This is a genomic window from Gloeothece verrucosa PCC 7822 (genome assembly GCF_000147335.1).
Taxonomy (GTDB): domain Bacteria; phylum Cyanobacteriota; class Cyanobacteriia; order Cyanobacteriales; family Microcystaceae; genus Gloeothece; species Gloeothece verrucosa.
The window spans coordinates 5,115,228-5,140,192 of the sequence record NC_014501.1 but is presented as its reverse complement, the minus strand read 5'-3'; the positions used below and the strand labels follow the sequence as shown (position 1 = coordinate 5,140,192).

The window sequence follows — 24,965 nt, the reverse complement described above, 5'->3', positions numbered from 1 at the left end:
CTATAATTCAATCATTTCTGAAAGGATATCATACCCTTAGATAATAGTCGTAGATCGAGAAGAGAACCGTGAAAATTCCAAGTACGATCATCACCCTTATTCTTGGGATTGCCTTAACGTTGGTCAGCCTTTGGTATGGCCAGAATCATGGATTAATGCCGGTGGCGGCATCAGAAGATGCAAAACAAATAGACAGTGTTTTCAACCTGATGATGACCATTGCCACAGCGTTATTTTTCATCGTCGAAGGAGCCTTAATCTATAGCCTGTTCGCTTTTCGCCGCCGCAAAGGCGATCAAACTGACGGGCCTCCTATCGAAGGAAATGTGCCTCTAGAAATTCTCTGGACAGCCATCCCAACCGTAATTGTGTTTATTCTGGCTGTATATAGCTTCGAGGTTTACACCAATATAGGCGGCTTAAATCCCAAAACTGCCGGCGATGCCAAGCCAGGACTGATGGCTCATTATCATGGCGGACACCTCTCGGGTGGACAAGCTATGATGGCTATGGGAGATCAACCCGAAAGAATCGCCTTGGGAATTGGTCCATCTTTAGCTGAAGATGAGACAGTAGCTCCCGTCGTAGTAGATGTAAAAGGAATCCAATTTGCTTGGATTTTCACCTATCCTGAAACCGGTATAGTATCAGGAGAACTCCACATTCCCGTTAATCGGCCAGTTCAACTCAATATAAGTGCTAGTGACGTACTTCATGCCGTGTGGATTCCTGAATTACGTCTCAAACAAGATGCTATTCCCGGCCGAGACTCCACCTTAGCCTTCATCTCTAACCGAGTAGGAGAATATCCCATCATCTGCGCGGAACTCTGTGGTTCTTATCATGGAGGAATGAAAGCGATGGCCTATGTCCAAACCGAGGAAGATTTCAACAAATGGGTTCAAGAGAATACCCTCGCGCAAAGCGAGCAACCCGAAAAAACTGTCGCCTTTAATGCTGCGACGGCTTCAGAAGGAGAATTTTTAGCTCCCTATGCTCAAGAAATGGGTATTAATAGCGAAATGCTTGCCGAGATCAATTCCTTAGCTCATCATCACGGAATGTAAAATTTTACGTCCCAGTTCATCTTTAATTATGACTACATCAGCAGAAATTACTGCCACAAAGCCAACTCCTCCTTCCGAACCGAAACACCAGCAACGGAAGTGGACAGACTATTTTACCTTTAGTACCGATCACAAGGTGATTGGGATTCAATACCTAACTACCTCTTTCCTGTTTTTCTTTGTCGGTGGTTCTTTTGCCGAAATTATGCGAACGGAGTTAGCGACTCCGGATCCGGATTTTATCTCTCCGGAAATGTATAACCAATTCATGACCATGCACGGAACGATTATGATCTTTTTGTGGATCGTTCCGGCAGGAGCCGCTTTTGCCAACTATCTGATCCCCTTGATGATTGGGACAGAAGACATGGCCTTTCCTCGCCTTAATGCGGTAGCCTTCTGGCTATTTCCGGTGGGGGGATTATTGCTGATGTCGAGTTTCTTTGTCGGCGCTCCTCAAGCAGGATGGACCTCTTACCCTCCCCTGAGTCTGGTATCCGGCAAGTGGGGTGAGGAAATTTGGATTTTGAGTATCTTGTTGGTAGGAACCTCTTCGATTTTGGGGGCGATCAACTTTATCACCACGATCCTGAAAATGCGAATTCCTGAGATGGATTTGCATAGTATGCCCCTGTTCTGTTGGGCGATGCTCGCTACCTCCGCTCTGATTCTTCTTTCCACCCCTGTTTTAGCCGGTGCTTTGGTGCTGCTGTCTTTTGACTTAATTGCCGGCACGGCCTTTTTTAACCCTACAGGCGGGGGAGATCCCGTCGTCTACCAGCACTTATTTTGGTTTTACTCCCACCCGGCAGTTTATATTATGATTCTGCCGTTCTTTGGGGTGATTTCTGAAGTTTTACCCGTTCATGCCCGTAAACCGATTTTCGGTTATCGAGCGATCGCTTACTCGAGTTTAGCCATTAGTTTCTTGGGCTTAATCGTTTGGGCGCACCATATGTTTACCAGTGGAACCCCCGGCTGGTTACGGATGTTCTTCATGGCAACTACCATGTTGATTGCTGTACCGACAGGAATTAAGGTCTTTAGCTGGTGTGCTACCATTTGGGGCGGCAAACTGAGCTTAAACACGGCCATGTTGTTTGGTATAGGCTTTGTCTCTTCTTTCTTATTAGGTGGGTTAACCGGTGTAATGGTGTCTTCGGTTCCCTTTGATATTCATGTTCATGACACCTATTTTATCGTTGGACATTTCCACTATGTTCTGTTTGGGGGTGCGGCTTTAGGGCTGTTTGCCGGCTTCTATCATTGGTTCCCGAAAATGACCGGACGGATGATCAATGAACCGTTAGGTCGTCTTCACTTTATCCTCACGTTCATTGGGCTAAATCTAACCTTTATGCCCATGCACGAGTTAGGATTATTGGGAATGAATCGCCGTGTCGCCCTCTATGATGCCCAATTCCAAGGTTTAAACTCCCTGAGTACCATTGGGGCTTACCTGATGGGAGTTTCTACCATTCCTTTTCTCATTACGGTTTTCTGGAGTCTTTTTAAAGGTGAAAAAGCGGGCCGCAATCCTTGGCGGGCACTAACCTTAGAATGGCAAACCTCTTCTCCTCCCATTATCGAAAACTTCGAGGAAGAACCTGTGTTATGGGCAGGACCCTATGATTACGGGATTGATCGAACCACCTTTGAGGGAGAGGAATCTGTTGACCAGATCTTGGCCGAAGTTGGTGCGGAATCGAATTAATTTTCAGTAATTAGTCATTAGTTGTTAACCTAAAAGAAAAGCTAATGACTATTTACTAACGATTAATAACAAACAACCAACATCTAATTACTCATAACCCATTAGGAATTATGCAAGGTTCAACACTAGAAGAGTCTAAACTAGCTCTAGACTATCACCAGTCAGCCGAAGCACATCATCATGGTGGACATCCCGATCATCGGATGTTTGGATTAGTGCTGTTCCTGATCGCTGAAGGAATGATTTTCTTCGGGCTGTTTGCTGCTTTTGTCATTTACAGCAGTATCTTGCCACAATGGCCACCTGAAGGCACACCAGAATTAGAACTGTTACTGCCTGGTATTAATACCTTCATTCTGATTTCCAGCAGTTTTGTTATGCATCTGGGACAAAATGCTATTAAAAAGAATGATGAAAAGGGTTTGCGGCTGTGGTTTGGCATTACAGCTATTATGGGGGTCTTGTTCCTGGTGGGACAGGGTTATGAATATACCCATACCGGCTTTGGTTTAACCACGAATTTGTTTACCAGTTCTTTTTATGCTTTGACCGGTTTTCATGGTCTGCACGTGACTTTCGGACTGTTATTGATCCTGGCGGTTTTATGGCGCTCTCGTAGTCAGGGACATTATTCGAGTCAATCTCATTTTGGCGTAGAAGCGGCTGAACTTTATTGGCACTTTGTAGATGTCATTTGGATCATCCTATTTATCCTTGTTTATCTGCTCTCCTAGTCCGATTTTCAAGTGAGCAGATGGAGGGACAGAGATTTTTTACTGTCCCTTTTTCTACTATGATATAAACCCCGCCCTTAAGGGCGGGGTCTGGATTAAGTGATTATTCTCGGATTAATTATGATTAATTATTGGCTTAGACAAAAATTTTAAGTCAATTAGAAAAAGTCCGAAAGCGCCATTTATTAAGCTGCTTATTGCCAATTTCTGCTACAGTTTCTAATTGTGCTATTTTAATTTGTAATTGCTCTATTGTTTGCGATTTTTGCTCATTTTCTTGTTCAAGACTCCAGAGGTTTTTAGCTTTTTCAGCTAGTTGGGCCTGAGTGGCTGTTATTTGATGGTTTAATTGAGTTATTTGATACTCTTGGGCCGATAATTGTTCTTCAAGTAATTTAACCGGCTTCAATTCAGATGAATCCTCATCTATTTCTTTCTTAGATAAGCCGCTTTGGGATTGTTCTAAATGATTTTCTAATTCGTCTATTCTAGCTTTTAATTGCTCAATTATTTGAGATTGTTTTTTATTTTCTTGTTCAAGAAAATGGTTCACATCTAGTTTATCTTCTTTTGAAGATAATGGCTTTTCAGTGCGGAACTCGTTCCGCACCCCAACCAATTGAACCTGTGGTAACAGTTCATAGGAGCGTACAGCCGTCTCTTGCTTAGATAATTCGATGGGATGATTCGGTAAATTATGGGTTTGAGAATTTTTAATATTTTCTTCAGCATTACTCGCGGGTTTTTGGTGTAATGAAAAGTTTTCCAGTTGATGAGCAATTTCCGATATTTTTTGCGGAGCCTCTTCAGAATTTGAGTTAAGTAAAATATTAGCTAACTTCACCCATAACGCTTCAAGCCGTTGCCAATCTTCTCGATTTTCTGATTTTTCAGTTTTTTCAACTAATTTTCGGATTAAATCCTCAATATTGTCAGTCAATAGCTCAGGAGAATGCTCACAATGATTGTCCGTATCGGTTGAATTGAAACCCGTTAAAACAAGCCAATTTTTCCAGGCCGCCGTGCTAGATGCCGCCCAAATTTTTAGCCATTGGTTTGTGACTTGACTCCAAGGATCTAAGCTTTCTTTCATGGCTCAATTTTTCGATGTTATAATCTGATAGTTTAGCTCCTTCTGAAGAGGCAAAAAATCTTTCTTATACAATCTTTGAAAATCAGTCTTTTGAGGGTTGTGGTCTGGCAAAAGGGACGCTTGTCTAGTTTTAGAGTTAAATCAAATTATTATCCCCACTCTTAAAATCAGTGGAGTGGGGTGAAATCAAGCCTAGTCTAGCCGACTCAAACGAGGGCATACTGTCAGACAATTTTAGGTGTCATCATCTTCTATTTCAAAATCATCATCATCTGTGTCATCTGTATCGTAATAATCCCCTTCTATTTCTAGTAAATCTATATCTTGGGGTTCAAGAGACACTTGTTTCTCATCTGGATCGCGTTTGATAATTCTTCCTTGCGCTGTCAACCACTCAATCATGGATGGTTCATCAGGCAGAGGAACAACTTTTGCCGGCTCATAACGAGGTTCTTGCTGTAATGAGGGATTATACATAGTAATTTTTGCAGTTCTTAGATACTGATCAAATTGAGATCCAATTAAATTTTAGCTTGGGTTCAGTTTTAACCTGTCTATTGTTACAGAGACGGTTAGGCTATTTCTCAGATGTCTATTTTAGCGATTTTATGTAGCCTTTGGAAGAGAAAACCTGAGACTTGCCTGACTAGGTCTCCAATATTCGGCTGATCTGTTCAGGAGCTATGGGTCTAGGTTCTATTTTCTGAAAATGCTCAATTAATTGAAGATGAGAACGGGCCGTCTTTAAGTCGTTGAGATGAAGTAAAACCATATCTTTATAAATTGGATCATTAGGCACAATGGTTTCTAAAAATAAGTCTTGTAGCTGATTTTTTTCAATAGCAATCGCTAAATATTTTAAAAATAATTCACGTTTATTAGGGCGGAGACTGACTAAATACCAATTCACTTGATACGTATCCTTAATAATTTCATCCAAAAAGTTTTTTTGCGATTGTTGTCAGTTGGTCGCTGACTGGTTAAAAATTTTTTCGCCACTTATTATATCATGAAGCCGCCTTCTCAGTTTCAACGCCCTCAAGGACAACACAAGTTAACAGAACTATTTAAGCTCTCACTCTCAGCTTCTTAAGGTCCAAACAATTTTTCTTTTGCGCCCGGAGCAAAAGTGAGTTGACCCTTAAAGGTACAAGTGCTACGAGTGCTAACCATCATAGAAATGGAAAAATAGCCATCGCGATCAATAGAAACTGGAGTCGGGCTACTATAATAACCTACCAAATTCCACATAGCAGGTTCATCGCTTCCTAGTGTTTGGGCTTCTTGAATAATTAATTTATTGTTCAATTCTAAAAGATAGTCGCCCATCTCATCACTAAAGTTTAAATTAAATCCTGTTCGAGTGGCACTCAAACTAGCCGCGCTCATGGTTCGTTTGTTAGCTTTTCCATTGCTTACGCTACATTTGACTGTCCCCACTTTCTGAGCGGTTGCTGGTAGCGATAGTGAAAAAAGGGATAATATTTGTATTAGAACCATTGCAACAAAGGCAAATTGATTTTTCTTTGCAGTTTTCATGTTCTAATTTTTTACACTTATTCAATATCTATATATTAAAGTTTTTCCCCTCAAACAAGCTCTAGATGTTAAAAAATGTAACAATTTTCCTTTGCCGCTTTAAAGCCAAGCTATTGGGGAAAAAAGCGGAGATTTCCGACACTCCTCAGTTGAGATCTTTTTTATAAGCTACGGCAGGACTCTATAGAATTCTTTAATGTAAATTCTTTTCCGGTTCGATAATTGATCACCTTGTAAACTTTTCCACGATGGTCATTAAGGCTACAATTTTGGGGGACTGAATCTAGGCACAGTTTAACTTTATCGTTCGGTTTTGAGGCTAGGACTTCGGCCAGGGAATTAGAGGACACCAACAAAATCCCATTATTGAGATAGAGCGATACTCCAGAATTAACAATTGGCTCACCAGTTGCCCCATCTATTAAACGGGTGCCAATATTTGTAATATAAGTTTCACTACATTGTCCGATATCTGAGGGAGCGCCAGTAGCTTGCGCTTGTGAAACGAGGGAAAAATTTAAGCCGGCTGATGTGGCTAAACAAGTAAGCCCTATTGTAGGAACTTTGAGGAAAGATGTCAGTTTAAGCATATTATTTAACAATTTTTTTTGATCATAGACAGACTCTGGTTAATGGGCTGTGATCCCCATCACTGGAGTCTGCTCAAGGGTTAGATCAAGAATAAACGATAAATATTAAATTAATGTGACAATTTTATGAAAATTCATGAACATGAGCTATGGGGTAATTAAACTTAATGGTCTAGATAGATTTCCCAAAGCTCTCAAGCATTACAGATAAAATTAAAATAATAGTTAAATAAATAGGATAACTGAGATGAAAGTGGTTTTAATTGGGTTAATTCGAGCTTATAGAACTTTTATTTCGCCGTTGTTTCCTCCTTCTTGTCGTTTTCAGCCGACTTGCTCTCAATATACGATGGAAGCGATTGAGCGTTTTGGTGGACTCAAGGGCAGTTGGTTGGGGATCAAACGAATTTTGCGGTGTCATCCTTTTCACCCTGGAGGTTATGATCCGGTTCCTCCAGTCAAGGATAAAAAGCGATAAGGATTAACTGTTAACCCTTAACCGTTCACTGTTAAGAGAGAGTGCTACTAAATTAGCCAAACTCTCAAACTGTTCAATTTCTGCCGCCTCCCAGCAATGCAATGTTTCAAAATAATTGACACATAGCACGCCCCACACCTGTTCTTGAATCAAAATCGGGACGATTAAAATGGATCTAAGGTGATGGTTGAGCAAAGTAGAGGTCACTGTTTCAGGTAAATTGGGTGTGCTATATAAATCTTGAATAGCGATGGCTTTTCCCTGTTGATAAGGAGTTTTGTAGAAAGCCGCTAACTCTAAGAACTCAGCCGATAAATCGTCTCTACAAGGATATCCGGTTCTAGTCGATTGTAGACGCATCTGTCCATTTTTTTGATAGAGACTCACTTGTTGAACTGGAAAAGTTAGAATGAGGCGATCAAGAATTTCTTGTAAAAAAGTTTCTGGAACAAAAGGCCTTGATAAACGTTTGCTAATCATGCCTAAAAAGCGCATCCACTTTTGAGCGGCATGAAGCTGCTGTTGGACTTGTTCAAGTTGTACTAAAGCTTTGCTAGTAGTTAGGAGTCGTTTAACCCGTTGAGCCAGCACTGCCCAATGAATCGGTTTAGTGATATAATCCACAGCACCACAGGCAAAAGCCTGATCTATGGAGTCTTGATCATCAAGAGCGGTAATCATTAAAATCGGAATATTATGCCCCTGTGATATTTCAGTTAAGCGTTTACAACAACTAAAACCATCCATTTCAGGCATAACCGCATCTAGTAACACCATATCCGGCTGACAACGATTATACTCATTCAAGCATTCCTCGCCATCTTTGGCAGTAACTACGCGATAACCTTCTTCTTCCATAGCGACTTTAAGCAACGTTCTGGTGGAACGGTCATCGTCCACTACTAAAATTAAAGGAATGTCTGCTGAAGAAGTAACTTCAGTTATGGTCATTGATGATAAGCAGGGAATTTTTACTAACATTATTATTATTGACGTTTAAGGGCAATTGAGCTTGAGTAATTTCCTCATCTAAAGCTTGACAAACTCTTTGATATTCTGTAGTAATCCCCGATAATTTCTCGGTAGTCCCTAGCACAGTTCCGGCTCTGGCCAAAGTTTCCAATTCTTGACACAGATAAGCCAATGGGGTTGCCCCTAACTGAAGACTCGCAGAACGCAGAGCATGGGCGGCTTGACGTAGGGCTTCAGGATTTTTGTTTTCAATAGCGATGGCTATTGCTGTTAGCCGCTCAGGAGCATCTTCTAAATAACTTTTGACTAATTCAGCTAAGACTTTAGATGCTCGTTGTCCGGCCATTTGTTTTAAATCATTTAAGATTTTAGCATCGATCGCGGGGGGTTTATCCGGAATCGGCTGACATTTACTGATTGCTCTACGTAGCTCCTCTAGGCGAACCGGTTTAGAAATATAATCATCCATTCCTATGTCTAAGCATTTTTCCCGGTCTCCTCGCATCGCATCCGCCGTCATCGCAATAATCTGAGGCCGTACAGCCGGCAGCCATTCTTCTTTAATATGAGTCGTTGCGGTTAATCCGTCCATTTCTGGCATACGGATATCCATTAAGATGACATCATAGGGTTGACGACGTAAGGCTTCTAACACTTCAATGCCATTACTAACGATATCTGGGATATAACCGAGTTTTTCTAATTGTAGTCGGATAACTTCTTGATTAACCGTGATATCTTCAGCCACCAAAATTCGCAACGGGATAGTATCAGCTAATCTTTTCTGTTCTGCATCTGTTAAGGTATGGTTTACGATGATGGGTTTTTCTCGTAGCACGCGCACCAGCACTTCATACAGTTGAGATTGTTGAATAGGTTTCGTTAAGATGGCAGCAAATTCTATTTTTTCAATTTGTTCGGTGACTTCGGGTTTACCCAGAGAACTTAATAACACTAACGGTAATCTTTTGCATTGAGGGAGTTTGCGGATCTCTTGAGCTAAAGTTAACCCATCAATCTGAGGCATATTCATGTCTAAAATTACCACATCAAAAGCCCATTTCTGTTTGAGCCATTCTAAAGCTTTTGTGGCTGATTCCACCGTACAAGTCAACATTCCCCAATTATTAGCTTGATGGGTCAGAATTTTTTGATTGGTGATCACATCATCCACGATCAGCATTCGCTTTCCGCCTAAAATTTCTTCGGCGGTGGGGGAATTAGCCGGACTCGAGCTAGGAGCCGCAGGAGCAATGACGGTAAAGTAAAAGGTAGAGCCTTTGCCTTCCACTGAGTGAAACCACATTTTTCCTCCCATCATTTCGGTTAAGCGCTTGCTGATGGCTAAACCGAGTCCTGTTCCGCCGTATTTGCGAGAGGTAGAGGCATCAATTTGACTAAAGGATTTAAATAAACGATCAATCCTATCTCGGGGAATGCCAATGCCGGTATCTTTAACCGCAAAGCGAATCTCATACAGAGGCGGATTTCCCTCAGATGAATTCGCCACAGGACTAGCATTAACATAGACCACCACTTCCCCTGATTCAGTAAATTTAACCGCATTACTGAGCAAATTGACCACGATTTGCTTGAGACGAGTCAGGTCTCCGATGATCGCATTGGGGGTATGGGGTTCAATTAAATAGGCTAATTCTAATTTTTTTTCGGCGGCTTGGGGCACAAACAGCCGCAAGGCATCTTCTAAGCACTCTCCTAATTCAAAGGGGGTTTCTTCGAGTTCTAATTTGTTAGCTTCTATTTTGGCAAAATCGAGAATGTTATTAATCATTGTCAGGAGGGTTTCCCCACTGTTGCGAATGATATTGATAAATTCTCGTTGTTGGCTGGTTAATTTGGTATCTAGCAATAGTCCGGTCATGCCGGTGACCGCATTGAGGGGAGTGCGTAACTCATGCCCCACCATCGCTAGAAAATGACTTTTAGCTGGATTTTCGTATTGTAAGTAAGGTTGGGGAGTTTCTAGAGGATAGGATGATGATTGAGCTTGTTCTGAGCTTAATTTCTGTTGTTCCAATAATTTTTCAATGACTCGTTTGAGGATTTCCAATTCCTCGAGTTGCTGACCATCCTCTTGTAGGTCCGCTTGTTCGGGTAATTGCTGTTTAGCCCATTTGATTAAAGTTTTTAGGGGAAAATGTATTTCGTGAGAAAATAATAAATAAACAATAGCGATTAAAATACCGCTTAGACATATAGAAGTGATCAGGGTGGTTTCTGCTTGGTTAAAAATATCCTGATGGATCTTCGAGGGCACATAACCGATGCGAATTTGAGCTATTTTCCCCATTTTTGAGTTGTTGCTCCAAATCGGTTGGCGAATTTCCCGAACATTTTCCTTGTTTTTAAGGATATTGATGATTTCTTGTAGGTTTAGATTGGGGTTAGATTCATCTTCTAAGATTTGAGAAAGTAGGGGGGTTTGTTTATTGAGGAAAATGCCGATGGGCTTTCCTTGATCATTCAAGACAATCCCATAAACCAGTTCATCCTCTAAATTAATTTGGTTGAGAGGCTATTTATAAAGTCAATCTTAAGAAACGAGGCGACGCAACATTATCCTTGTCATAACTGCATAAATAGCGGCTTCACTCATTTCTGATAATTTTTCATAATCTTTACTCAAACGACGATACCAGTTAAACCAGCCGAACGTTCGTTCCACAATCCATCTTTTCGGTAAAACTTTAAATTTTTTGTCTGAACGCTTTATTACTTCTACTCTTGCTTGAATCATCAACCAAATAGCCAGAGCAAATTTATCACCACTATAACCAGCATCTACCCACATTAAAGCCACTTTTTCAAGCAGTTTGGGATTTTCTTCTAATAGTTCCATTACCGCCGTCGCCGCTAAGACTCTTTCTTGACCATGAGCTTCAGCTACAATTACTTTCAAGATTAATCCTAAACTATCAACTAATAATTGCCTTTTTCGGCCTTTGACTTTTTTTCCACCGTCAAAGCCATACACATCCCCCTTTTTTCGGTTGTTTCCACCGATTGGCTGTCTGCTATGATTACACTACTTTGCGGAGATTTCCCTACCTGTTGACGAACCATCTGCCGGAGGGTGTGATTGATTTTTTCCCAAACCCCCTTTTTGACCCATTTGCGATAATAACTATAGACTGTGGAGGGAGGAGGAAAATTTTTGGGTAAATATCTCCATTGGCATCCGGTCTTCAAATGATAATATATCGCATTACAGACTTGTCTAATATCTGTAGTACGCGGATGTCCCCCGGATTTAGCGGCTGGAATAAGTGGGGCAAGCAATTCCCATTCGGCATCAGATAAATCACTTGGATACAAGCAGATCGCTCCTCACTTTTGATTGCGAACAATTACCCAGATTAGATTAATCGTTTTTGGCCTATTTTTTTCTTGTCTTTAGATTTACTTTATAAACACCCTCTTAATGACAGCCTATTCTACTCCCGATGTAAGGCACGAAGAAAACTGGTTCAAATTAACACTATTGGCTTATGTAAATTTATGGGCGGCTAGAAAATTAGCTGTTGTTTTGCCCCGCCCTTGGGAACAGTATTTAAAAACCAATGAATTAATTAAAATTTCTCCTAGTTTAGTTCAAAGAGATTTTGAGCGAATAATTTCAACATTGGGCACATTTGCCTCTTCTCCCAAACGTCGGGGTTATTCCTCTGGACGTATTAAAGGTTATAAACAAGTCCCACGAACTCGCCATCAAGTTATCAAAAAAAGACAAAAAAATAAACTGAACAAGTAAAAGCGGACTTTCAAATCGCCAAGTAAGCTGTTCTTTTTCCGATTACTCAGCAATTTTTACCGGCTGAGGTAGAGGGAATATTGTCAATTTTATATTAGCGTAATATTTACGCTAATTATTTTTTTCTTTTGTCCAAAGTCCAAATCTTTTTAATATCAGCAACTAAATCATCAATAGCCTCTGGCGGGTAAATTCCACAGATATCCTTGAACAGTTTCTCCAAAGATTTTAAAGCTTTGCTGACTTCAACTTGGGAGGTTTTTTGTGCTTGGTTGACCTGTTGCTGTACCCGAACCTGTTGGTTAAGCTCGTTTAGCTGTTGTTGGAGGTCGGCGATCGCAGCTAAGTTCTGTTCAATTTGAGTCGCTTGGATGTCGATATATTTTTGCAGTGAATTCATGATTTTTCTCTTTTTTAATTAAAATTAATCAAGGCCGTCAAAAAAGTGGAAACTAAATTTTTTGATGGGTCGGTTGAACCAGGGATGATAGTTTTTGTTTAAGTTTTGAATTCTCGGTCTGCAATTGGTTAATCCTGAATTGAGCAGAATCGGGAATTTTAGCTGAACGAAATTGTTCTAATTCTTGAACAAGTTTTTTATTCTCTTCCTGTAATTGGCTTATAAAGAAGATAACTTTTAAAGGAAGTCTCTTTTTTAGCTTCCGTCCTAGGGGCAAATTGAGTAAAAGTTTTTGATGTGGTTTCATAAACAAATTCCTATGCAGAAATTAAACTTTCTTGTTCTGGGTCAGGATGCAGTTCGGCAACCGGGAAGGGGAAGAAATCTATGGCGTATGGGTTGGCGAAGCGCCACCAAGTCTTTGTTTCCCCTTTCCAGACAAATCCCCAATCAGCAGCTTTTTGTCTGTCATCGAAGCTTACCAGTGCTTTAAACTTCTTTCTTTCTGATGAATAGGGAATGACCGGAAAATCAAAGGTTTCGCTTCTATCCTTTTTCACGAGCGCGTGTGTGTCTTTATCCCATTTAAAACCATGACTCAAGACCGCTTCATTATCGGACCCTTCTATTTTTCTGGGTGCGATCGCTTCCACTAATGGCAGTTGCGCGATCCGAAAATGTTCGGGTAAATTTTGGACTCGGTTAAAAACCTCTTTTAAGAGTAAGCAATCATCTATGGCTCGGTGAGTGCAACTGATTCCAATCCCGTAGAATTGAGAGAGACTAATTAAGTCTCTTTTGCCGTTATATTGTTCAGGAAATAGTTCAAAATCTTTATAAGTACATAGCCAAAGTTTATCCCATTTTTTTGCCCATGTCAAGGCTGTAATTAATTCTTTATCAAAGTTAGCATTATGGGCAATAATAGCATCAGCAGAAACATAAGCGGCCTGTAACCAATTGAGGAAATAATTTTGCTGCTGTGGGCAAAGATGAGTCGCTTCAATAGGAATTTTATTAATCCAATACGCTTGGTTGATATCTGCATCCGTGGTTATTAGCGAGGAGCCACAACTGAGCATACATTGTCCCGTTACCGAGTACAAAACCGCCCCGACTTCTATTACCTTTGGATGGTCTTTATCTCCATCGGTTTCTGTATCTATTATTAGGCAAATTTCAATTTGTGACATAAGTTTCTTTCAATTTTAATGACAGTAAATTATTTATTAATGAACCGTATTACAGACTCTAGGTGAACCCCAAGGGCATTTACTTAAAATGTTAATGGCTAGAGTTAAGCAAGGATCGTACTCGCTATCAAGGCGCTGACTCCACTCAACTAACCATGCTGGATAGTTTTCTTCTTCTAAAACAATTTCTTTCTCTTCTTTGTAGAGTTCGAGTATTTTTTTTGAGAAATCCCGACAAGATGAGATTCTTCGCCGATTTAACCAAGTTAAAAATTTAGGGGGAGAAATTAAACAGCAATAATTAACTAGATTAGAAATAGGTTCTACCCGCAAGATGTAAGAGAAGTTTTCCGACTTGGGAAAAATCTCGGCTCCAATTTGAGCGACAGAAATTGTTTGTCCTGATAAGGAAACCCACTCGTAAAAGATTTCTTTCTCTTGTTCAGTTCCCACCAGATAATAAATTTCTCCATCAGTTTTCTGTACTATTACAGGGATTGTTGGTTCAACACTGAGCCAACCCTCTCCAGGAAAACAATACTCTAAGATAGCGGTTGAATTTACCCAATAGCGCTCACCGGTTTCCAGTTCTACTAAAACTATCTGGTCTAGTTTGTTAAGAATAGGGCTATTTTTCGCATCAGTTCCTATCCGCATTTCTCTTAATTGTTTAGCTTTCCGTTTTTTACCCTCTAACATCACTGTGCAAGGAATGGGTACGGGAAAAGTATTGTCGTTAACAATGAAATTATCTTCGGTCATTCTTTTTTCTCCTTATTTGCCATTAAAAGTCAGCTTTAAAAGGCCGGTAATTTTTAACGGTTTCAAAAAATTCTTGAGGGACTTCCTGATCAAAGCTATCCGTATCTACGGGAACGGTAGCTATTCGATTACCGTAGCCGGAAAGAAGAAGAAAATATTTAACTTTTCCTTCACGAAAACCTTTCTCAACTGCCGCTTCTAGTCCGGCTTCCAGGTCGGTATATAATTTTTCAAGTTCTTCGTCGGTTACGGAGGGAATATCTGTGATTGTGTAACCAACCTCTATGTAAAAAGGATAATACTCTTCATTAAAAGTGTCAAGGTTCATGATGTAGATTTAGAAAAATTTACCGTTATTTTTCAAGGACAGTAAAAGCCATTAGCTCATAATAAATTAGGCATCTGTCAACTGAGATTGAATAATTTTTAAAACCGTTTCATGCCACCGTACAATCATGATAGTCTTACCATGATTGGCAGCGCTATCCAACTGCAACTGTCCATATTTTTCTCCAGTATCAGTTAATTTGTACTGAATCTTTTTCTGCCCTTTTTTATTAATAATCGTTTCGGCAGTTTGTAGTCCAGCTTCAGTTAAAGCTTCATTAATACGTCGAGGTGAGATGGGTTCGGGCAAACCCAACTTGGCCGCCAAGATTTTCCCTAATTCTGTAGGGGACATTGGCAGTTGGGGGATCGTCATTTGTGATGAGAGTAATTTTTTACCTTCCTCTGCGGCTGATCGCAAATGGGGTAATGTTTTGGCGATCGCTGTAAGTTTAGCTGATTCGACTAACTCAGGTTTAATTGACAGTTTTTGCAGTCCGGCAAATATAATATTAATCTCGTCCAGGGTTGAGAGCGATGAGTTAGGGGGCGACGGCTGCTGTGAACCAAGCTGAGTATGCAACCAAGTTCTTATTCCCACAGCACTAAAAGCTAATGCAGTCAGTTGTGCAGTTTCGTTACCTTTAAAGGCATAATGCTGAATAATAGCCGCGACTATTACATCGGGCAAGAAATTTCCATCACCCCTAAAGTCTCTCCCCGTAAAAGGTTCAAGTACCTTAGACAGGTTTTTTCCATCAACTAAATTTTTTAGTAATCCCGTATCACGGGAGGCATGATACAACTGCGTCGGATCGACTCCGGCTAATCTGGCAGTAGCCCGGCGTGTAGCGGTTACTGTTCCATCAGGATTGATGACAAATTCGCTTCGGTATTCTGATGGTAGAATTACTTGGCTCATAATGGTAGGATCTCCACTGAAATTATTGCGCGGGTTTTGTTGAGGTGGCCTAAGCTTAAGCCACTTCTATTTCAATTTTTGGGGCATAAAACTTTTCTAGTCTTGCGATCGCTTCGCTGTAACAATGACTCCACAAATCTCCTCTCAGTGGGATAACCTGATAATTCGCCTTTGTTAAAACCACGATCCAAATCTCCGAAATAGATATATCGTGATATTCAGCTAACATCTTGTAAAAAGTTGACTGAATCCAAGCCCGCTTGAGATAGGGATTGGCATTATCCCAGGTGAGAAATCTAGGCGGTGTTTCTGATGGGTCTAATTGTCGGTATTCGTTCCAGTATGGGGTATAGCTGCGGGTTTTCGTTTTTTTATCGTAGCTCCATGACCCCTCGGTAGATTTTAAGTCAATTAAAGTAGTTGTGTTGGATGGCCATTGAAGAATCAGGTCAGGAGTCCCCCCATATCTCAAAATCGGATGAACAAGAGGCTTTTCACTGAGTAGTATTTTGGCTTCCCCTTTGACTACAGCCCCAACAAAACCACTGATACTGGCCCACCAGGGTAAAATTACTTCATCAATCACTGGCGTAGTCCCGGTTAAGAGATCAGCGATCGCCGCATGACAGCAACTACCTCGGTACATTCGTTCTTGTCTTTTTTTCTCTTCTGAGGGAGTTCTTGTCTTGGATGGGGTTTCATCGGTAGCATCTAAGATCTGATTGACTGAGGGCAATATAGACCCGTCTGGATGAATGTATGGAGGTTTATCCTTCTTCATTAGTTTCTTTCCTCGTCTATTGGTACAGTAACAGAGCAGCAGGAGAAAAACCCCTACTGCTGTAATGGTTATTATTTAGTTGCTGTAGCTGGTAGTGAATTGGTTGCCAGTCCTGGGCGCAGTCCGGGTACTGATGGAGCAGCAGATTCACCCGATATGGCTTTTAAATAACCCTTTTCGGCTACGGGATTGACGAGGTAATGGGAGCAAATTTCGGGATCGCTGGAAATTTTGTTGCCGATTTCGAGCAATTCTTTTTCAGTCTCGTTTATGGGGTCGCGGTAGCTCCAAGTGAGATACCAATGTGCTTTCACTCCTTTGTTAGTGTGAGTGAAGACAAAGCTGAATATTTTCTCGCTGTAAATCGTATTAGCTTTAGCTGCAACGTAAGATTCTATCGTGGGATAGTCGGGTTTTAACTCGGAAACTTTGGCTATGTATTCCTGAAACAACGACACTTCAAACGGTGTCACCATTTTGGCGTACTCGTCAAGACTTCTGCCCCTCAAGAGAAATGTACATAAAACATTCTCTTCCAAGCGATTAGGTTCGCGCCGGGTTTTCTCCACAAACTGTTTATCTTTGAGAATCCAGCCAGATACGGGAATGGCAAAAATCTCTCTGAATAGTTCCCCCTTATAAAAATCTCCCAGAGTTAAGGGGCGAACGGGAGAGTAATTGGGACGCGAAGGATTAATTAAAACTAAATCGGCTTTCTGGGCGACAATATGAGCGTCGAATTCCCCCGAACGGAAGGCTTCGCTCAAATCCGAATCGAATTGTCGGTTAACGATCGCACCCCCATCCAGTCTCGTGTACAGTTGGGTTAGTTGCGTTGGCAGTAAAACTGATGTTTTTTGTGAATCAGAAGTAATGATTTTCATGGTTGGTTTTAAGTAAAGTGCAATAAAAATTTCCAAAAAGCGTGTTGGTTGGATGCGCTTCCCCCATCTGTGTTACAGGAGATGAAAATTCATTTGTCTCCTGCTACTACACAAAAGTCACACAGAGAAAAATTTTCATCATCTGCCCCGTAGCACCACCAACGTTGTTGATTACATCCGCTACAGATGAAGGTATGGGGATAGCCGTCTTCTATTTCCAATTGCTGACACTGCCCACACTGGCATCTGGATATGGGTAAGTTAGTTCTTCGTTGCTGTTTCATGATTAAAAAAATGTGCAATTTATCAGTTTTAAACTCAACTAGAGGAGAATTTGGCTCTTTACTCAGTCCGTAGCCCGATAGACCGAAATTCTGGGGTGATGTGAAGCGACCAATGTTGCTGCTGACTCTTCATCCCACCCAAATTATTGATAAGAGCGTATTCTGCCTGTTTAAACCACCAAGCCAACTTTACTGACATAGGTTTAGAGGTTGCTCTTTTCAAGGCCGCGATTAATCCTGGTTGGGTTTTGTAATTCATCGGATTGTTCATAAAAAATGATTTTTATGGTAATTAAGGCTAAAATTTTCCAGTTCTGCTAATTGGGAGTCATGTTTAATTGGAGTCCGTAGCTGTACCCCTGTTGATAGGCATCATTAGCATCGGCTATCTTAGATACTCCGTTTTTGGCATCGGCTAACCCTGCCTCAAAATCCATTCGTTGCTGTTCGTATGGTGTTACTAGCCGCACAACGGGCAAATTAAATTCCCCATCCATTGACAGAGAATGGCCAATCATTTTACGGGCAGCATCTAAATCCAGATGTTTCCAACGGGGATGGAAATAATAACCGTTTTTAGTGCAATAAAAGACTTGACTGACATCCTCAGTAAGCTTATTAATTTTCAAATCAATCTCGGAACGGTTATGACGGGGGTAATGTTCTAGCCATGTTATCGGTTCAGTTAACTTGTAGTGCAGCTTCACCAACGTGGCAAGGTTTTCTGAGCAATTCGTAATTGAGCATCCCGTATCGAGTCCGTCTAAATCCGAGAACACTACTATTACGGGAGTTTTGTTAGTCCAGATTCGTACTCTAGCCGTTGAGTCGAATTGGGCATTTTTACAGTCCGGTTTCCCGAATCCCGGCCAAACGGCAATAATATCTATGTCGGGAGAGTTTAGATTTGTTAAGGTTGAATTATTCATTAGTTTTCTATCCTCTCAATTGCTACTGATAAAGCATCTGCGTCTTGTTTCCAATCGCCATCAGGATCGTTTTTATGAGCCTGATCGCCAATATGCTTTAAAGTCGTCAGAATTCCAATTAAAGAATGCTTATTAATTAGCTGCCTTAAAATTACTTCTAATTCCTGATTTATGTCTGGGGTGGAAACAGTTTGGCTGTTTCCTTCTAGCTGCTCAAAAGTGTTACACCACCGAGCTTGTACGTCAAAAGCATCTCCCTTGGGATTTAAAAATTCCGAACAAGCTCCACCATCAGATAAAGCATTGGCAAGAACAATTAATAAATCTAAAATTCCGTTTTTATTGCCTTTGATCAAGGTGGGTTCCACGACCAAAACTGAGTATTGTTCAGGAATTGGTGAATTGTTAATCATAACGCTGCCTCGATTGTTGTTGTAAAGGATTTAAAAATTCGGCCCTTGCCGCTTTAACCGGCTCTGTGCCGATCTAGCCGTCGTTAAAGTTAAATACCGTTTCGCTTTGTACCTATCCGTCGTCCAATTGTTACCTTCCCAGTAACAGTTATTGGCGTTAACTAAGAGGTAATATTCTTTGCATACCTGAGATAATTGGCTTTTCCATCGGTTTCTCATGGCTTTAATCTCCTTTTTTCTCGTTGGGAGAGTTACAAGCCCTCTCCCGTTGCGATGGCTAATTAAGTGCAAGTAAAACCTAGTTAGAGACTATAGTGGGTGAAAGAGGAGGGATTGCCCCCTCTTTCTCAGATATTTTTAGAATGGTTCGATTTCGACTTCTAGCTCTCGTTTATGAAGTAATTCATCCTCACTCAGCCAGCGTAGCCCACGCTCGTAGCGTGAATCACCGACAGCATAGAGCCAGTACGGTTCGTCGAATAGCCGCTCTTTTGCGTTGGTTTTGACGAGCGGCTCCACCAATTCTATTGCTCGGATGCGGTAAAACTTCAGTTCCGAAGCCGCTTCGGTTCCCTGTACCTTCTCCCATTCTGCGGCTATTGCCACTTCAGTACCCCAAACAAACTTAGGTTCGGAGTAAGCGTATTCGTCGTGAGGGTAAGTCGGGGTGAAATGGATGCAGATAGCTGTCTTTTCTTCGGGTTGTGGGCGGTACTCTATACGAGGGATACCTGCGGCTTCTACAGTTTGGGTTTGTTGTAATACTTGAGTATGTGACATGATAAAAGAATAAGAAATTGAATGAATTTGTTAGGAGAGCGAGGCAATAAACTTCGTTCTCCTCTTTGCCTTATTTGAAATAGGGAATAATTTGCATCATGCCCCTCTAAGAGCATTGATGACAAACTGTTTTACAGTTTTGTCGGATTGGTTGTGCTTTGAGCAACTGTAAATAGTTTAGCGTAAAACTATTTATGCTGTCAATACTTTTATGTAAAGACTTTTGCGTTATAATTTTGCTATAAACCTTTTTATGGGAAAAATACCAGTGAGTAAAATAGCTATACTTCGTGAAAAAGCGGGGCTAACTCAGCGAGAGTTAGCCGATAAAGTTGGTGTAACTGAAACCACCATTAGAAATTATGAAAAAGGCCGTAGCGTTCTTGAATGGATAGAAAGAGTAATTCGTTTATGTGATGCTCTTGAATGCGCCCCTAATGAGTTAATTGAGTATCTTGAAGCCGATCAAACTGGAGACAACGGTAACTCACATTAATCAAAGATATTTAAAGTTTTAAGGCTAACATCATGAATTTACTCAGTGAAAACGTACTCATTGAGTCAGCAACGGCTCGGAACAATCAACTCGGCTTAATTTCGCCTGAACGTGCCCAATCAATTTTACTCAACGTTAAGTCTTTATACTTTTCTCTTTGGCGAGGCACAGGCATAAGCACTACTGAACAGTTAGCTGATTTTTTTGAGGTTCAATCTACTGCCACTATCCGAAAAGTCTATCAGCGTCACAAAGATGAATTTGATGCAGATGGGGTAAAGACTATACGGGGTAAAGATTTAAAGGATGTGCGTGACAGAGTGTCACTCACTTCAACATCTTCTAATGTAACTTTATGGACACCTCGCGGTGCGTTAAGATTGGCGATGTTGCTTACCGATTCAGAAGTAGCTAAACTTGTCCGAACATCTTTATTGAATGCTGTTGAAAAAGTCATTCCCGCCCAAACCCAAGAAATTGAAAAACTAAAGCTAGAACTAGAGTTAGCGAAAACTCAGGAACGGTTACTCATGACCACTCAAGCTATAGCTACTCTACACGGAAGTGAAATGGTCGCTTTAATCTTAGGCAAACCTGAAGCCATCATCACCAAAACCGAAAGGGTCGAAACCTTAATACCAGTTGATCAATATGGTAGAGCGGTTTCTAAATATGAGGGAGTAGGAATTACTTATTTGGCCAAGCGATATGGTTTTGGAAAGAACACAAAGGCTTGCTATCACTGGTTGGCCACCATAGGCGTTAGTGACGAGCAATGGTTAATCGAACCAGCTTTAGTTAAATCCAAAAAATTGCCTCGTGATCTTCTGCCCTGGCTCGATAAACAGTATGCCAATAAAAAAGGAACTAGACAAATGCTTTTGGGGGAATTGGACAACCCCAACGATTAAACACAGAAAATAGCCGGGGTTCCCCTGGTGGCAAAACTGGAGTTTTAACCAGAGGCTTGCCCATGCCTCTCAATCCTGTATTACTTTTATTGTCTCTTACTCCTTCAGGTTTTGCCACTGTTTATGGGAACTCCAGCAATTCAAAAACTGGAGAATTATGACAACAGCAACCATTGATAAAACAACAGAGCATAAATTTTTAGCAAATCCCGAAGCCGAAGAACTAATATTAGGTGGAATTTTGTTCGACCATCGCGCGATCGCCAAAGTCGAAAATATTTTATCACCAGAACATTTTTACGTTCGCGCCCACGCTACTATTTACGAAACAGCATTAGAACTTTACAGGTCGGGCTTACCAACAGATTTGATGACTGTTGAGCATCGGTTACGGGAAAAGGGCGTTTTAGAACAAATTGGCGGAATTTCTCGGTTAGCAACGTTAATTGAGCGAACCGTATCGGCAGCTAACATAGACAGCTATGCTCGAAATATTGTCAGAAAGCATTGGGAAAAGCGGGAATTACAATCACTCTCTCACAAAATTAATGACTGGGTAGAAGACCCTAATTATTCCCCCGCTCAGATCGCTGAACTGATTATTCATCAAGCCCAGGCTCTTACCATTGCTTCAGGGGACAAGTCACTCATATCAAGAGCGATCGCACGAATCAAACAGATCCTCAAGATCCCTGATTTAACTGAACTTGAGCAGAATGGAAAGCTCGAACAACTCAGGGAAGAACTAAAGATCAACCCCTACCAATGGCAAAAGAACTTTGTCGAAGCCGCTAAAAAAGAGCTTCGGGGTGAGACTGAGAAAGCTCGGCTTCGGCTAGAAATTTTGGCTTATATCCAAACCCTGGACCCGTATGAGAAAATGTTGCTCAAGGGGCACATCTGTAGCCACTACCGCCTCTCTAAAGCTGACCTAAACCATCTGGTACAACAAACCGAAAAAGAATTAGAGACAACTGAGCAATTTGATTTCAGTTTTGAGGAGTTCTTGAATACTGGGACATCCGCCCTAAATTGGGTGGTTCCGGGCATATTACCGGCAGGGGAAACCGTTATCTTAGCCGCTCTAGCCAAAACCGGCAAAACTCTATTAGCCACTGATATAGCCTATTCCGTCCTAAGTGGCGATCGTGTCTTGGGAGAGTATCCCGGCGTTAAGGGTAAAGTCCTGTTGGTAACTTCTGACGAGTCGCCGAACTCGACAAGAAGACGCTTGAGAGCCAAAGGCTTTGACTTACTGGCTAACTGTAACGATCTGCGGATTCTAACAAAGCTAGACATCAATGACTTATCGCCCCTGGACAAAGCACTGGGAGAGCATCAACCGGTGTTGGTAATTATTGATTCATTGACTAGCATTACCGATAATTTAGGAGTATCGGAAAAAGACCCAGAGTTTGCTCGTTCGATTTATCATTTGAAAAACTTAATCGGTAGCTATGGAGCATCAGGAATATTAGTACATCATGAGAACAAGTGTCCGGATGCTAAGGGAATCAACCAAGTTTCAGGAAGTGCGAGAATTGTAGCGGCGACTTGGGGCGTGTGGCAATTGAAAGCCGTTAACCCTGACGATGAACAAGATCCTCGTCGTTGGCTGAAGGTTAAGCCGCGTGAAGGTCAAGCGGTTTGTCATATTCTCAAGCTTAATCCCAAGGATTTATGGGCATCTAGCACCATATTTGATTATGTTGGCGAATTCGGTGACGAGAACGGCGAGAAACGAACTCAGGGTCAGCGAGTGCTTGATTTACTAGCTCGGTTTGCGCCGCATGGGTTGGATTACAGTGAGATAGATGGTTATCTCAATATTGGGCGATCCCTTTATACAGTCCTGGATCGTTTAGAGGATCGTCAATTGATCACTAAACAGCGTTCTCAACTTAACCCCAGGCGTTGGCTGTATTGTTTGCCGACTACTGGGGATGATGATAACGGTGGTGGTACTCCTCCGGTACCGGATACTCCGCCCTTTACTGAATGCCTCTGTGATCATGAGGCGATCTCTGTTGAACACTCAGAACCACATATTACCAGCAGCGCTGGCACAACTAATAATGGTAATGTGGCACCCTATGCAGCTAATTTATCTCAGGAGGCTCCTAACGATCAAGTTGAAGAAACTAATTCAAATGAATTAGATGATAACCAGACAGTAGAAACCCAACCATCTAAACCGGCTCCCCTGTTTGAAATTGGTCAAAAAGTGGAGCGTTACATTCCGACTTATGATTTAACACAAAAAGGGCTAACAATTGAGGGGCGAGTCTTTCGGGTTTTTGAATGGGTTTACTTGCTTAATGATCTAGCCGCTACTTGGGTTTATGAACGGTATTTAAAGCCAACTTTAGTTGATGATAATAAAGGTGGTTAAACTCGCTTTAAAGGGTGATCGACAGCAAAAAAAACTGAATAACCTGCTTTAAACACCACTGTTATTGATTAATAGCTTGAGTGACTAAAGTATATTGGTTTGTTAAAAATAATTATAACAAACTTAATTTAAGTTGCTTAAAAATTGAGATAATGCTATTTTTAATACCCTTAAATCTACATTTAACCAGTAGATGAATCATGCTCATATAAATGTGCTTGTTAAGGGGAGCATTTGATTAAAAATTAGGTGTGGAAAGTGGAGGTAAAAAAGCCTTACCGGATTGACAAATAGTAATGGAAAAGTTCGTATTACTATTTTTAGGTGCTATCTTCACTTAAATGAAATATATTCTCATTAACTTGAACGTTAAGTTTTGTGAAGAGGTCAGATAACACCCCTCCTCTACAAGGTGTATCGTATGGGAGTTTAATTAATCGTTATAAGTATTGATATATATACATTACATTTTATTCAACAGATTATAAACAGTTAGTCAACAAGTCGTCAACAAAGATTTGACAAGCACAAGTGTTGAAATCGTTAAATGCTTATTTGGTAAGGTTTTAGGGTTAGTCAACACTTAGAAGGCGTTTAAGGGGGGAGTAAAAATTTTGAGTTGGTTGATGTCAATAAGAGCAATAACTATCAGATAACGCTTTTAAGCTCGACATTAAGACAAAATTTTGGGAAATAGAGAATTTTGGTTAAATATTAAATAATGTAAAACGAATACTGACGAGTTCGCATTTCAGCAACTATATTATGTATGGCAATTATTAAAAAGGAAAATGCCTAATAGCATACAAATGGCGCTGCGAGTTCCTCCTTCCTTGTTTGAAAAGTTGAAGCTTCATGCTCAAAATGTCAATGTCACTAAAACCGAAGTGGTTTTAAGTGCTTTGGCTCAATACCTCAACAGTACAGAAGATGTACCTACATCAGTAAAAGTGGCTCAACTCGAAAAACGAGTCGGTGAGCTAGAAGTATTGGTTAAAGGTCAGTGGTGAGGATCTCGTAGATGAGTGCTACAAGTTCTCCTCAAATCTTTATTTGTTACGCTCACAATGATAACGAGAGTCTAGATCCATCTAAGCGCTGGTTAGATCGTCTGCTAGAACAATTAGAACCCTTACAGCTAAATGATCAAGCCGATATTTGGTCGGACCAAAGGATTGAATTAGGCACTGACTGGCACGACGAGATACAAATTACTCTACAGAAAGTATCTGCGGCTGTGCTACGGGTGCGCTCAAAACCTGTTGGTCATCCCGTCAAGCGATCGCCAGAAAACCCCTGGGTGAAGTTCCTTTCTGCCAAATATGGTTGCGCGCATAGCTACTCTGAGATACGCGCGCTACGAAGCGGTACGCTTAGGAGACAAGGTGTAAAAAGCTTGTCACTCCGTCAATCAAACTAGATTTTGCTCTCAATTGGACTTTGGACAAAGGAGAAAATTAATTAGCGTAAAAAATACGCTAATTAAAAAGTTTTTTTTGAGAAGCGGCAAAAAAATCAATCATCTTTTAATT

Annotated in this window: 31 protein-coding genes and 1 pseudogene; 10 read left to right on the top strand and 22 right to left on the bottom strand. The window is 41.0% G+C overall.

Going from position 1 to position 24,965, the window contains the following annotated elements; genetic code table 11:
* Positions 1 to 68 precede the first annotated feature (68 nt).
* The 3 genes from CYAN7822_RS23090 to CYAN7822_RS23080 all read left to right on the top strand — a co-directional run bounded on the left by CYAN7822_RS23090 (position 69) and on the right by CYAN7822_RS23080 (position 3,515).
* On the top strand, positions 69 to 1,067 hold the full coding sequence (locus CYAN7822_RS23090; protein ID WP_013324657.1) for a cytochrome c oxidase subunit II: 999 nt from the start codon (positions 69 to 71) through the stop codon (positions 1,065 to 1,067).
* Positions 1,068 to 1,095: 28 nt separating this feature from the next.
* Positions 1,096 to 2,781 carry a cytochrome c oxidase subunit I gene (gene ctaD / locus CYAN7822_RS23085; protein WP_013324656.1) on the top strand — a complete coding sequence of 562 codons (1,686 nt, stop codon included), beginning with the start codon at positions 1,096 to 1,098 and terminating at the stop codon, positions 2,779 to 2,781.
* A gap of 110 nt (positions 2,782 to 2,891) precedes the next feature.
* Positions 2,892 to 3,515, top strand: a complete 624-nt coding sequence (locus CYAN7822_RS23080) for a cytochrome c oxidase subunit 3 (RefSeq protein WP_013324655.1) — start codon at positions 2,892 to 2,894, stop codon at positions 3,513 to 3,515.
* Positions 3,516 to 3,669: 154 nt separating this feature from the next.
* On the opposite strand, the gene CYAN7822_RS23075 is transcribed toward CYAN7822_RS23080, so the two are convergent.
* The 5 genes from CYAN7822_RS23075 to CYAN7822_RS23055 all read right to left on the bottom strand — a co-directional run bounded on the left by CYAN7822_RS23075 (position 3,670) and on the right by CYAN7822_RS23055 (position 6,737).
* Positions 3,670 to 4,608 (bottom strand): coiled-coil domain-containing protein, encoded by a 939-nt coding sequence (locus CYAN7822_RS23075; RefSeq protein WP_013324654.1) that lies wholly within the window; start codon positions 4,606 to 4,608, stop codon positions 3,670 to 3,672.
* Between the two features lie 234 nt (positions 4,609 to 4,842).
* A complete protein-coding gene (locus CYAN7822_RS23070) occupies positions 4,843 to 5,085 on the bottom strand; it encodes a DUF3134 domain-containing protein (protein WP_013324653.1) in 243 nt (80 codons plus the stop codon).
* A gap of 169 nt (positions 5,086 to 5,254) precedes the next feature.
* Entirely contained in the window at positions 5,255 to 5,518 is a 264-nt protein-coding gene (locus CYAN7822_RS23065) for a hypothetical protein (RefSeq protein WP_013324652.1), read from the bottom strand.
* 179 nt (positions 5,519 to 5,697) lie between these two features.
* On the bottom strand, positions 5,698 to 6,147 hold the full coding sequence (locus CYAN7822_RS23060; protein WP_013324651.1) for a hypothetical protein: 450 nt from the start codon (positions 6,145 to 6,147) through the stop codon (positions 5,698 to 5,700).
* Between the two features lie 161 nt (positions 6,148 to 6,308).
* Entirely contained in the window at positions 6,309 to 6,737 is a 429-nt protein-coding gene (locus CYAN7822_RS23055; protein WP_013324650.1) for a hypothetical protein, read from the bottom strand.
* 247 nt (positions 6,738 to 6,984) lie between these two features.
* On the opposite strand from CYAN7822_RS23055, the gene yidD reads away from it, so the two are divergent.
* Positions 6,985 to 7,215, top strand: coding sequence for a membrane protein insertion efficiency factor YidD (yidD, locus tag CYAN7822_RS23050; protein WP_013324649.1), 231 nt, complete (start codon positions 6,985 to 6,987; stop codon positions 7,213 to 7,215).
* A 3-nt stretch (positions 7,216 to 7,218) separates the two neighbouring features.
* Here yidD and CYAN7822_RS23045 read toward each other — a convergent pair whose 3' ends face one another.
* From CYAN7822_RS23045 to CYAN7822_RS36940, 3 genes are all read right to left on the bottom strand, one after another.
* Positions 7,219 to 8,166, bottom strand: coding sequence for a response regulator (locus tag CYAN7822_RS23045; RefSeq protein ID WP_013324648.1), 948 nt, complete (start codon positions 8,164 to 8,166; stop codon positions 7,219 to 7,221).
* On the bottom strand, positions 8,153 to 10,675 hold the full coding sequence (locus CYAN7822_RS23040; RefSeq protein WP_245602622.1) for a response regulator: 2,523 nt from the start codon (positions 10,673 to 10,675) through the stop codon (positions 8,153 to 8,155). The genes CYAN7822_RS23045 and CYAN7822_RS23040 overlap by 14 nt, the downstream gene beginning before the upstream one ends.
* A 66-nt stretch (positions 10,676 to 10,741) precedes the next feature.
* A protein-coding gene (locus CYAN7822_RS36940; protein WP_173362888.1) for an IS5 family transposase occupies positions 10,742 to 11,523 on the bottom strand; the annotation gives its coding sequence in 2 pieces (ribosomal slippage) (positions 10,742 to 11,196 and positions 11,196 to 11,523; 783 coding nt in all).
* A 100-nt stretch (positions 11,524 to 11,623) separates the two neighbouring features.
* On the opposite strand from CYAN7822_RS36940, the pseudogene CYAN7822_RS23025 reads away from it, so the two are divergent.
* A pseudogene (locus CYAN7822_RS23025) lies at positions 11,624 to 11,959 on the top strand (NF041680 family putative transposase); the annotation flags it as partial.
* Between the two features lie 115 nt (positions 11,960 to 12,074).
* Here CYAN7822_RS23025 and CYAN7822_RS23020 read toward each other — a convergent pair.
* The 14 genes from CYAN7822_RS23020 to CYAN7822_RS22965 all read right to left on the bottom strand — a co-directional run bounded on the left by CYAN7822_RS23020 (position 12,075) and on the right by CYAN7822_RS22965 (position 19,634).
* Positions 12,075 to 12,359: a hypothetical protein gene (locus CYAN7822_RS23020; protein ID WP_013324646.1), complete on the bottom strand. Its 285-nt coding sequence runs from the start codon at positions 12,357 to 12,359 to the stop codon at positions 12,075 to 12,077.
* 52 nt (positions 12,360 to 12,411) lie between these two features.
* The gene (locus tag CYAN7822_RS23015) at positions 12,412 to 12,666 is read right to left on the bottom strand and encodes a hypothetical protein (protein WP_013324645.1); all 255 of its coding nucleotides are present in this window, start codon (positions 12,664 to 12,666) and stop codon (positions 12,412 to 12,414) included.
* 10 nt (positions 12,667 to 12,676) lie between these two features.
* Positions 12,677 to 13,552, bottom strand: coding sequence for a 3'-5' exonuclease (locus tag CYAN7822_RS23010; RefSeq protein ID WP_013324644.1), 876 nt, complete (start codon positions 13,550 to 13,552; stop codon positions 12,677 to 12,679).
* A 36-nt stretch (positions 13,553 to 13,588) separates the two neighbouring features.
* Positions 13,589 to 14,314, bottom strand: a complete 726-nt coding sequence (locus tag CYAN7822_RS23005; protein ID WP_013324643.1) for a hypothetical protein — start codon at positions 14,312 to 14,314, stop codon at positions 13,589 to 13,591.
* Between the two features lie 22 nt (positions 14,315 to 14,336).
* Positions 14,337 to 14,642, bottom strand: a complete 306-nt coding sequence (locus CYAN7822_RS23000) for a hypothetical protein (protein ID WP_013324642.1) — start codon at positions 14,640 to 14,642, stop codon at positions 14,337 to 14,339.
* Positions 14,643 to 14,708: 66 nt separating this feature from the next.
* A complete protein-coding gene (locus CYAN7822_RS22995; protein WP_013324641.1) occupies positions 14,709 to 15,563 on the bottom strand; it encodes a hypothetical protein in 855 nt (284 codons plus the stop codon).
* 55 nt (positions 15,564 to 15,618) lie between these two features.
* A complete protein-coding gene (locus CYAN7822_RS22990) occupies positions 15,619 to 16,344 on the bottom strand; it encodes a hypothetical protein (RefSeq protein ID WP_013324640.1) in 726 nt (241 codons plus the stop codon).
* Positions 16,345 to 16,415: 71 nt separating this feature from the next.
* The gene (locus CYAN7822_RS22985; RefSeq protein ID WP_013324639.1) at positions 16,416 to 17,228 is read right to left on the bottom strand and encodes a hypothetical protein; all 813 of its coding nucleotides are present in this window, start codon (positions 17,226 to 17,228) and stop codon (positions 16,416 to 16,418) included.
* A gap of 89 nt (positions 17,229 to 17,317) precedes the next feature.
* Positions 17,318 to 17,512, bottom strand: coding sequence for a hypothetical protein (locus CYAN7822_RS37895; protein ID WP_013324638.1), 195 nt, complete (start codon positions 17,510 to 17,512; stop codon positions 17,318 to 17,320).
* Between the two features lie 58 nt (positions 17,513 to 17,570).
* Complete coding sequence (locus CYAN7822_RS22980; protein ID WP_041933359.1) at positions 17,571 to 17,771, bottom strand: hypothetical protein; 201 nt, start codon at positions 17,769 to 17,771, stop codon at positions 17,571 to 17,573.
* A 58-nt stretch (positions 17,772 to 17,829) separates the two neighbouring features.
* A complete protein-coding gene (locus tag CYAN7822_RS34820) occupies positions 17,830 to 18,441 on the bottom strand; it encodes a hypothetical protein (RefSeq protein WP_013324636.1) in 612 nt (203 codons plus the stop codon).
* Entirely contained in the window at positions 18,441 to 18,854 is a 414-nt protein-coding gene (locus CYAN7822_RS22970; protein WP_013324635.1) for a hypothetical protein, read from the bottom strand. The genes CYAN7822_RS34820 and CYAN7822_RS22970 overlap by 1 nt, the downstream gene beginning before the upstream one ends.
* A gap of 30 nt (positions 18,855 to 18,884) precedes the next feature.
* Entirely contained in the window at positions 18,885 to 19,073 is a 189-nt protein-coding gene (locus CYAN7822_RS36935) for a hypothetical protein (protein WP_013324634.1), read from the bottom strand.
* Positions 19,074 to 19,211: 138 nt separating this feature from the next.
* The gene (locus tag CYAN7822_RS22965) at positions 19,212 to 19,634 is read right to left on the bottom strand and encodes a hypothetical protein (RefSeq protein ID WP_013324633.1); all 423 of its coding nucleotides are present in this window, start codon (positions 19,632 to 19,634) and stop codon (positions 19,212 to 19,214) included.
* A gap of 268 nt (positions 19,635 to 19,902) precedes the next feature.
* Here CYAN7822_RS22965 and CYAN7822_RS22960 point away from each other — a divergent pair, with 268 nt between their 5' ends.
* From CYAN7822_RS22960 to CYAN7822_RS22940, 5 genes are all read left to right on the top strand, one after another.
* Positions 19,903 to 20,130: a helix-turn-helix transcriptional regulator gene (locus CYAN7822_RS22960; protein ID WP_216701556.1), complete on the top strand. Its 228-nt coding sequence runs from the start codon at positions 19,903 to 19,905 to the stop codon at positions 20,128 to 20,130.
* A 32-nt stretch (positions 20,131 to 20,162) separates the two neighbouring features.
* A complete protein-coding gene (locus tag CYAN7822_RS39580) occupies positions 20,163 to 21,041 on the top strand; it encodes a DNA-binding domain-containing protein (RefSeq protein WP_013324631.1) in 879 nt (292 codons plus the stop codon).
* Positions 21,042 to 21,198: 157 nt separating this feature from the next.
* Positions 21,199 to 23,433, top strand: coding sequence for an AAA family ATPase (locus CYAN7822_RS34810; RefSeq protein ID WP_013324630.1), 2,235 nt, complete (start codon positions 21,199 to 21,201; stop codon positions 23,431 to 23,433).
* Positions 23,434 to 24,224: 791 nt separating this feature from the next.
* Positions 24,225 to 24,443 carry a hypothetical protein gene (locus CYAN7822_RS22945; protein WP_013324629.1) on the top strand — a complete coding sequence of 73 codons (219 nt, stop codon included), beginning with the start codon at positions 24,225 to 24,227 and terminating at the stop codon, positions 24,441 to 24,443.
* 11 nt (positions 24,444 to 24,454) lie between these two features.
* On the top strand, positions 24,455 to 24,853 hold the full coding sequence (locus CYAN7822_RS22940) for a hypothetical protein (protein WP_013324628.1): 399 nt from the start codon (positions 24,455 to 24,457) through the stop codon (positions 24,851 to 24,853).
* Positions 24,854 to 24,965: the final 112 nt, after the last annotated feature.

What these genes read in the sequence shown, in the direction of transcription:
- ctaD (WP_013324656.1), top strand. Translation starts at nt 1,096, where the DNA reads ATGACTACATCAGCAGAAATTACTGCCACAAAGCCAACTCCTCCTTCC.
- CYAN7822_RS23080 (WP_013324655.1), top strand. Translation starts at nt 2,892, where the DNA reads ATGCAAGGTTCAACACTAGAAGAGTCTAAACTAGCTCTAGACTATCAC.
- CYAN7822_RS23075 (WP_013324654.1), bottom strand. Translation starts at nt 4,608, where the DNA reads ATGAAAGAAAGCTTAGATCCTTGGAGTCAAGTCACAAACCAATGGCTA.
- CYAN7822_RS23070 (WP_013324653.1), bottom strand. Translation starts at nt 5,085, where the DNA reads ATGTATAATCCCTCATTACAGCAAGAACCTCGTTATGAGCCGGCAAAA.
- CYAN7822_RS23060 (WP_013324651.1), bottom strand. Translation starts at nt 6,147, where the DNA reads ATGAAAACTGCAAAGAAAAATCAATTTGCCTTTGTTGCAATGGTTCTA.
- CYAN7822_RS23055 (WP_013324650.1), bottom strand. Translation starts at nt 6,737, where the DNA reads ATGCTTAAACTGACATCTTTCCTCAAAGTTCCTACAATAGGGCTTACT.
- yidD (WP_013324649.1), top strand. Translation starts at nt 6,985, where the DNA reads ATGAAAGTGGTTTTAATTGGGTTAATTCGAGCTTATAGAACTTTTATT.
- CYAN7822_RS23045 (WP_013324648.1), bottom strand. Translation starts at nt 8,166, where the DNA reads ATGACCATAACTGAAGTTACTTCTTCAGCAGACATTCCTTTAATTTTA.
- CYAN7822_RS23020 (WP_013324646.1), bottom strand. Translation starts at nt 12,359, where the DNA reads ATGAATTCACTGCAAAAATATATCGACATCCAAGCGACTCAAATTGAA.
- CYAN7822_RS23015 (WP_013324645.1), bottom strand. Translation starts at nt 12,666, where the DNA reads ATGAAACCACATCAAAAACTTTTACTCAATTTGCCCCTAGGACGGAAG.
- CYAN7822_RS23010 (WP_013324644.1), bottom strand. Translation starts at nt 13,552, where the DNA reads ATGTCACAAATTGAAATTTGCCTAATAATAGATACAGAAACCGATGGA.
- CYAN7822_RS23005 (WP_013324643.1), bottom strand. Translation starts at nt 14,314, where the DNA reads ATGACCGAAGATAATTTCATTGTTAACGACAATACTTTTCCCGTACCC.
- CYAN7822_RS23000 (WP_013324642.1), bottom strand. Translation starts at nt 14,642, where the DNA reads ATGAACCTTGACACTTTTAATGAAGAGTATTATCCTTTTTACATAGAG.
- CYAN7822_RS22995 (WP_013324641.1), bottom strand. Translation starts at nt 15,563, where the DNA reads ATGAGCCAAGTAATTCTACCATCAGAATACCGAAGCGAATTTGTCATC.
- CYAN7822_RS22990 (WP_013324640.1), bottom strand. Translation starts at nt 16,344, where the DNA reads ATGAAGAAGGATAAACCTCCATACATTCATCCAGACGGGTCTATATTG.
- CYAN7822_RS22985 (WP_013324639.1), bottom strand. Translation starts at nt 17,228, where the DNA reads ATGAAAATCATTACTTCTGATTCACAAAAAACATCAGTTTTACTGCCA.
- CYAN7822_RS37895 (WP_013324638.1), bottom strand. Translation starts at nt 17,512, where the DNA reads ATGAAACAGCAACGAAGAACTAACTTACCCATATCCAGATGCCAGTGT.
- CYAN7822_RS22980 (WP_041933359.1), bottom strand. Translation starts at nt 17,771, where the DNA reads ATGAATTACAAAACCCAACCAGGATTAATCGCGGCCTTGAAAAGAGCA.
- CYAN7822_RS34820 (WP_013324636.1), bottom strand. Translation starts at nt 18,441, where the DNA reads ATGAATAATTCAACCTTAACAAATCTAAACTCTCCCGACATAGATATT.
- CYAN7822_RS22970 (WP_013324635.1), bottom strand. Translation starts at nt 18,854, where the DNA reads ATGATTAACAATTCACCAATTCCTGAACAATACTCAGTTTTGGTCGTG.
- CYAN7822_RS36935 (WP_013324634.1), bottom strand. Translation starts at nt 19,073, where the DNA reads ATGAGAAACCGATGGAAAAGCCAATTATCTCAGGTATGCAAAGAATAT.
- CYAN7822_RS22965 (WP_013324633.1), bottom strand. Translation starts at nt 19,634, where the DNA reads ATGTCACATACTCAAGTATTACAACAAACCCAAACTGTAGAAGCCGCA.
- CYAN7822_RS39580 (WP_013324631.1), top strand. Translation starts at nt 20,163, where the DNA reads ATGAATTTACTCAGTGAAAACGTACTCATTGAGTCAGCAACGGCTCGG.
- CYAN7822_RS34810 (WP_013324630.1), top strand. Translation starts at nt 21,199, where the DNA reads ATGACAACAGCAACCATTGATAAAACAACAGAGCATAAATTTTTAGCA.
- CYAN7822_RS22945 (WP_013324629.1), top strand. Translation starts at nt 24,225, where the DNA reads ATGCCTAATAGCATACAAATGGCGCTGCGAGTTCCTCCTTCCTTGTTT.
- CYAN7822_RS22940 (WP_013324628.1), top strand. Translation starts at nt 24,455, where the DNA reads ATGAGTGCTACAAGTTCTCCTCAAATCTTTATTTGTTACGCTCACAAT.